This is a genomic window from Mesorhizobium sp. M7A.F.Ca.CA.004.12.1.1 (assembly GCF_003997835.1).
Classification (GTDB): domain Bacteria; phylum Pseudomonadota; class Alphaproteobacteria; order Rhizobiales; family Rhizobiaceae; genus Mesorhizobium.
The window spans coordinates 1-5,000 of sequence record NZ_RZRK01000083.1 but is presented as its reverse complement, the minus strand read 5'-3'; the positions used below and the strand labels follow the sequence as shown (position 1 = coordinate 5,000).

Sequence of the window (5,000 nt, the reverse complement as noted above, 5' to 3'; positions counted from 1 at the left end):
GAAAATGTAACGGGGCTAAAGCCATACACCGAAGCTTAGGGTTTGGTCCGCAAGGGCCAAGCGGTAGCGGAGCGTTCTGTAAGCTGATGAAGCCATACCCGTGAGGGGTGGTGGAGGTATCAGAAGTGCGAATGCTGACATGAGTAACGTAAGGGGAGTGAGAGACTCCCCCGCCGAAAGACCAAGGGTTCCTGCTTAAAGCTAATCTGAGCAGGGTTAGCCGGCCCCTAAGACGAGGCGGAAACGCGTAGTCGATGGGAACCACGTTAATATTCGTGGGCTTGGAGGTAGTGACGGATCATTGAGGTAGTCCAATCTTATCGGATTGAACGGGCTGCTGCGTGGTTCCAGGAAATAGCTCCTCCTTATAAACCGTACCCGAAACCGACACTGGTGGTCTGGTAGAGTATACCAAGGCGCTTGAGAGAACTATGCTGAAGGAACTCGGCAAATTGCACGCGTAACTTCGGAAGAAGCGTGACCCTTTTCTACGCAAGTAGAGGAGGGTGGCACAGACCAGGGGGTAGCGACTGTTTATCAAAAACACAGGGCTCTGCGAAGTCGCAAGACGACGTATAGGGTCTGACGCCTGCCCGGTGCTGGAAGGTTAAGAGGAGGGGTGCAAGCTCTGAATCGAAGCCCCAGTAAACGGCGGCCGTAACTATAACGGTCCTAAGGTAGCGAAATTCCTTGTCGGGTAAGTTCCGACCTGCACGAATGGCGTAACGACTTCCCCGCTGTCTCCAGCATAGACTCAGTGAAATTGAATTCCCCGTGAAGATGCGGGGTTCCTGCGGTTAGACGGAAAGACCCCGTGCACCTTTACTATAGCTTTACATTGGCATTCGTAGTGGCATGTGTAGGATAGGTGGTAGGCTTTGAAACCTGGGCGCCAGCTCAGGTGGAGCCACCCTTGAAATACCACCCTTATTACTATGGATGTCTAACCGCGGCCCGTTATCCGGGTCCGGGACAATGTATGGTGGGTAGTTTGACTGGGGCGGTCGCCTCCTAAAGAGTAACGGAGGCGCGCGATGGTGGGCTCAGAACGGTCGGAAATCGTTCGCTGAGTGCAATGGCATAAGCCTGCCTGACTGCGAGACTGACAAGTCGAGCAGAGACGAAAGTCGGTCATAGTGATCCGGTGGTCCCGCGTGGAAGGGCCATCGCTCAACGGATAAAAGGTACGCCGGGGATAACAGGCTGATGACCCCCAAGAGTCCATATCGACGGGGTTGTTTGGCACCTCGATGTCGACTCATCGCATCCTGGGGCTGGAGCAGGTCCCAAGGGTATGGCTGTTCGCCATTTAAAGCGGTACGTGAGTTGGGTTCAGAACGTCGTGAGACAGTTCGGTCCCTATCTGCCGTGGGTGTAGGAATATTGAAAGGATCTGTCCCTAGTACGAGAGGACCGGGATGGACGGATCTCTGGTGGACCTGTTGTGGCGCCAGCCGCATAGCAGGGTAGCTATATCCGGACGGGATAACCGCTGAAGGCATCTAAGCGGGAAACCCACCTTAAAACGAGTATTCCCTGAGAACCGTGGAAGACGACCACGTTGATAGGCCGGGTGTGGAAGAGCGGCAACGCTTGAAGCTTACCGGTACTAATAGTTCGATCGGCTTGATCGTTCTCATTCCTTATGCTCATCGCTCCAAATCGGAGGATGACAGGCACATAAAGGACCAGCGAATAGCCCCGAGAGGCACCCGACAGCTCCGCTGCCGATGCCTCTTTGTGCTCCTTCGCTCAAAAGCTTCTCGAACAACGTGCGTTTTGCCGACCTGGTGGTTATGGCGGAGCGGCTGCACCCGATCCCATTCCGAACTCGGCCGTGAAACGCTCCAGCGCTGATGGTACTTCGTCTCAAGACGCGGGAGAGTAGGTCGCTGCCAGGTCTGCTAAACGCACGTTGAACTCACATCCAATCGGATGGAGTGATGTCTTCTCTTTATGAAATGGCCCGCCAAGGGATCACGGGCCGCGTAAGCGGCCCTTTCATTTGGTCAGCCATATACCTATCTGTAGGCCTCGGCTTACACAAAAAAGCAAGCAAACGCTTGCTTAGGAACGCAAGCAAGCGCTTGCTTGGATTAGCAAGCAAACGCTTGCTAAGAGGTGACGCGGGGTGGAGCAGCCCGGTAGCTCGTCAGGCTCATAACCTGAAGGTCACAGGTTCAAATCCTGTCCCCGCAACCAAACCTCACTAAACAAACAGCCCGCCTCGTGCGGGCTCTTTTGTTTTTTGCCCTGGTGCCGGCGTTTAACCCGTCATCAGGCGCCCCCAAGCAGGCCAAGCCCAAGCCGCAAGACAGAAAACTCAAATCCTCTCCCCAACCAAACTTCGGTAAGCAAACAATCCGCCTGGAACAATGCCGGCGGGCCGTTCGCATTCGGGGGACAGTCGAAGGTTCTCGGAATACTCCGGGTGGTCAAGGCTGCTGTAAGCCGACGAAGCAGCAGACTTCTTGGCCAAGCGACATGGAGAGCGTCACGCCGCGCTCGGAGCAGATGCTTATCAAACAAGATCTGGGCTTCACGTGATAAGACGCGGCCGGCGGGAGGGCACCGCGCGAACTCCTGGGTGCAGATACTCCAACCACACTCCCCGGTTCGCGGCCAAAAAGGCCGGAAAGGCCTTGCCTGGCCCGTACGGCACCTTGGCGGCCTGCGACCAGCTTCGTCGACCGGAGCGTAGACTCCCCGGAAGTAGGTTGTGAAATATATTTCAGTATGTGAATTATATTGACAACGTGCGCCGAGGCTGTAATGTCCCGATCGTCGGCTTTCGGAGGAAGGTTGGCATCATCAAATCCATACGGCAGCGCTCGCTGAGCGCCTGCGACGGTCATTGAGGATGGCTTCGGCCAAGGGAGGAAACTTGCGCAAATTTCTGAGCACGCTCGCAATCGCGGCGGCTGCATCGACCTGCTTTGGGTCGATGCAGGTACGCGCCGAAACCCCAAACCCGTTCAAATGCGAGCCGGGTGAAAAATATGTCATGAACGTCATGGTCTCGGGCGTCGAATACTGGTTCCCGGTCTATGAAATGTTCAAGCAGGCCGGCCAGCAGTTCGGCTGCGAGACCGCCTATACGGGTACGCCGGAATACGACGTCAACAAGCAGATCGCGACCTTCGACCAAGCGCTGGCGCAGAAGCCGGCCGGCATATTGGTGCATCCGATGAACTCCGATCCGTTCATCGAGCCGATCAACCGCGCCATCGAACAGGGCACCGCGGTGGTGACCTTCGCCGCCGACTCGCCGAATTCCAAGCGCGTCTCCTACATCACCTCCGACAACAATGCCGAAGGCACCTATGCCGCCGACGCCGTTGCCAAGGCGATGGACGGCAAGGGCGAATATGCGGTGCTGGAGAATCCCGGCCAGGACAACCACGACAAGCGCGTCCACGCGTTCGTTGCCCGCATGGAAGCCAAATGGCCTGACATGAAGCTCGTCGGCCGCGCCGCTTCGAACCAGGATCCCACCAAGGCCTATCAGGCGGTTCTGAGCCTGGCGCAGGCGCATCCTGATCTTGGCGCCGTGTTCATGCCGGAGGCCAACTCGGCCATCGGCGCTGCCCAGGCCGCCAAGGAAGGCGGTGGCAAGATCCGCGTCATGCTCGCCGACGTCAATGCCAAGATCCTCGACATGATCAAGGCCGGCGAGATCTTCGGCTCGGTCAATCCAAACCAGGGCATGCAGGGCTATATGGGCTTCATGCTGTTGTGGATGGCCAAGCATCCCGGCCTGATCGATCCGATGAACGACGCCAAGCGTTCGGGTTTCAACCCGATGAGCGTGCCCTTCGTCGACAATGGCTTCTCCATTGTCTCCAAGGACAATGCGGACGACTTCTACTGGGACAAGTACCTCAAGCGTCGCGGTACCAAGGGCATCGAGGAATAGTCCCGATCTCGCCGCCCGGCCTCGGCATGGCCGGATTAACCGGGAAGGAGGCTTCGGCCTCCTTCCTCCCCCGCAGGTTCATCGCAGGAGCACGGCGTGACCCAGGCGCCCATTCTTGAAATCCGTGGCCTGTCCAAGGCATTCGGCCCGGTCAAGGCGCTGAGCGACGTACGGTTCGAGCTGCGGCGCGGCGAAATCCATGCACTGTGCGGAGAGAACGGCGCCGGCAAGTCGACGCTGATGAACATGATCGCCGGTGTATTGCAGCCCGACGAGGGCGACATCCTGATCGATGGTGAGCGCATTTCGATCCACTCGCCCGCAGCCGCGCAACGTCTCGGCATTGCGCTTGTCCACCAGGAGATCGCGCTCTGTCAGGACGCGACGGTTGCCGAAAACATCTACATGGCCGCGATCAACAGCCGGCGCGCGCCGCTGATGAATTTCCAAAAGCTCTATTCCGACGCCCAGAAGGTCATGGACCTGCTCGCGCCCATTCCGGTGCGCACCAGGGTCGCCGACCTCTCCATTTCCAACCAGCAGCTTGTCGAGATCGCCAAGGCGCTGACGCTCGACTGCAAGGTGTTGATGCTTGACGAGCCGACCGCGGCACTCACCGAAAGCGAAGCGCAACGCCTGTTCTCGATCGTGCGCGGGCTCAAGGAGCGGGGCATTTCGGTGGTCTATATCAGCCACCGCATGGCCGAGATATTCTCGCTGTGCGACCGCGTCACCGTCTTCCGCGACGGCCGGTACGTGGCGACCGATCAGGTCGCCGCCGTTTCACCTGACGATGTCGTGCGCAAGATGGTGGGCCGCGAAATCACCCAGCTCTATCCCGACAAGCTGGCGCCGCAACAGCCGGGGCGCCTGCTTCTCGCGGTCGAGGGGCTTTCCGATGGCCGCCGCTTCGCCGACGTCGATCTGCAGCTTCGCGCTGGCGAAATTCTCGGCATAGGCGGCCTCATCGGGGCCGGCCGCAGCGAGATCGCGCAAACGGTCTGTGGCCTCAGGCCAATGACGTCAGGAACCGTCGTGCTCGACGGAAAGCAGCTGCGGTTGCGCAGCTATGGCGATGCGGTCA

2 protein-coding genes, 1 tRNA gene and 2 rRNA genes (1 of these 5 running past the window's edge) are annotated in these 5,000 nt (G+C 58.4%); all 5 read left to right on the top strand.

What is annotated here, in order from left to right; all coding sequences use genetic code 11:
* Positions 1-1,634: ribosomal RNA gene (locus EN984_RS06825) — 23S ribosomal RNA — on the top strand (it extends 1,188 nt beyond the left edge of the window).
* Between the two features lie 152 nt (positions 1,635-1,786).
* Positions 1,787-1,901, top strand: a 5S ribosomal RNA gene (gene rrf, locus EN984_RS06820).
* Positions 1,902-2,125: 224 nt separating this feature from the next.
* A tRNA-Met gene (locus EN984_RS06815) sits at positions 2,126-2,202 on the top strand.
* A gap of 682 nt (positions 2,203-2,884) precedes the next feature.
* Positions 2,885-3,916 carry a substrate-binding domain-containing protein gene (locus EN984_RS06810; RefSeq protein WP_127270832.1) on the top strand — a complete coding sequence of 344 codons (1,032 nt, stop codon included), beginning with the start codon at positions 2,885-2,887 and terminating at the stop codon, positions 3,914-3,916.
* Between the two features lie 96 nt (positions 3,917-4,012).
* On the top strand, positions 4,013-5,000 hold a 988-nt coding region (locus EN984_RS06805), incomplete at its 3' end, for a sugar ABC transporter ATP-binding protein (RefSeq protein WP_164765394.1).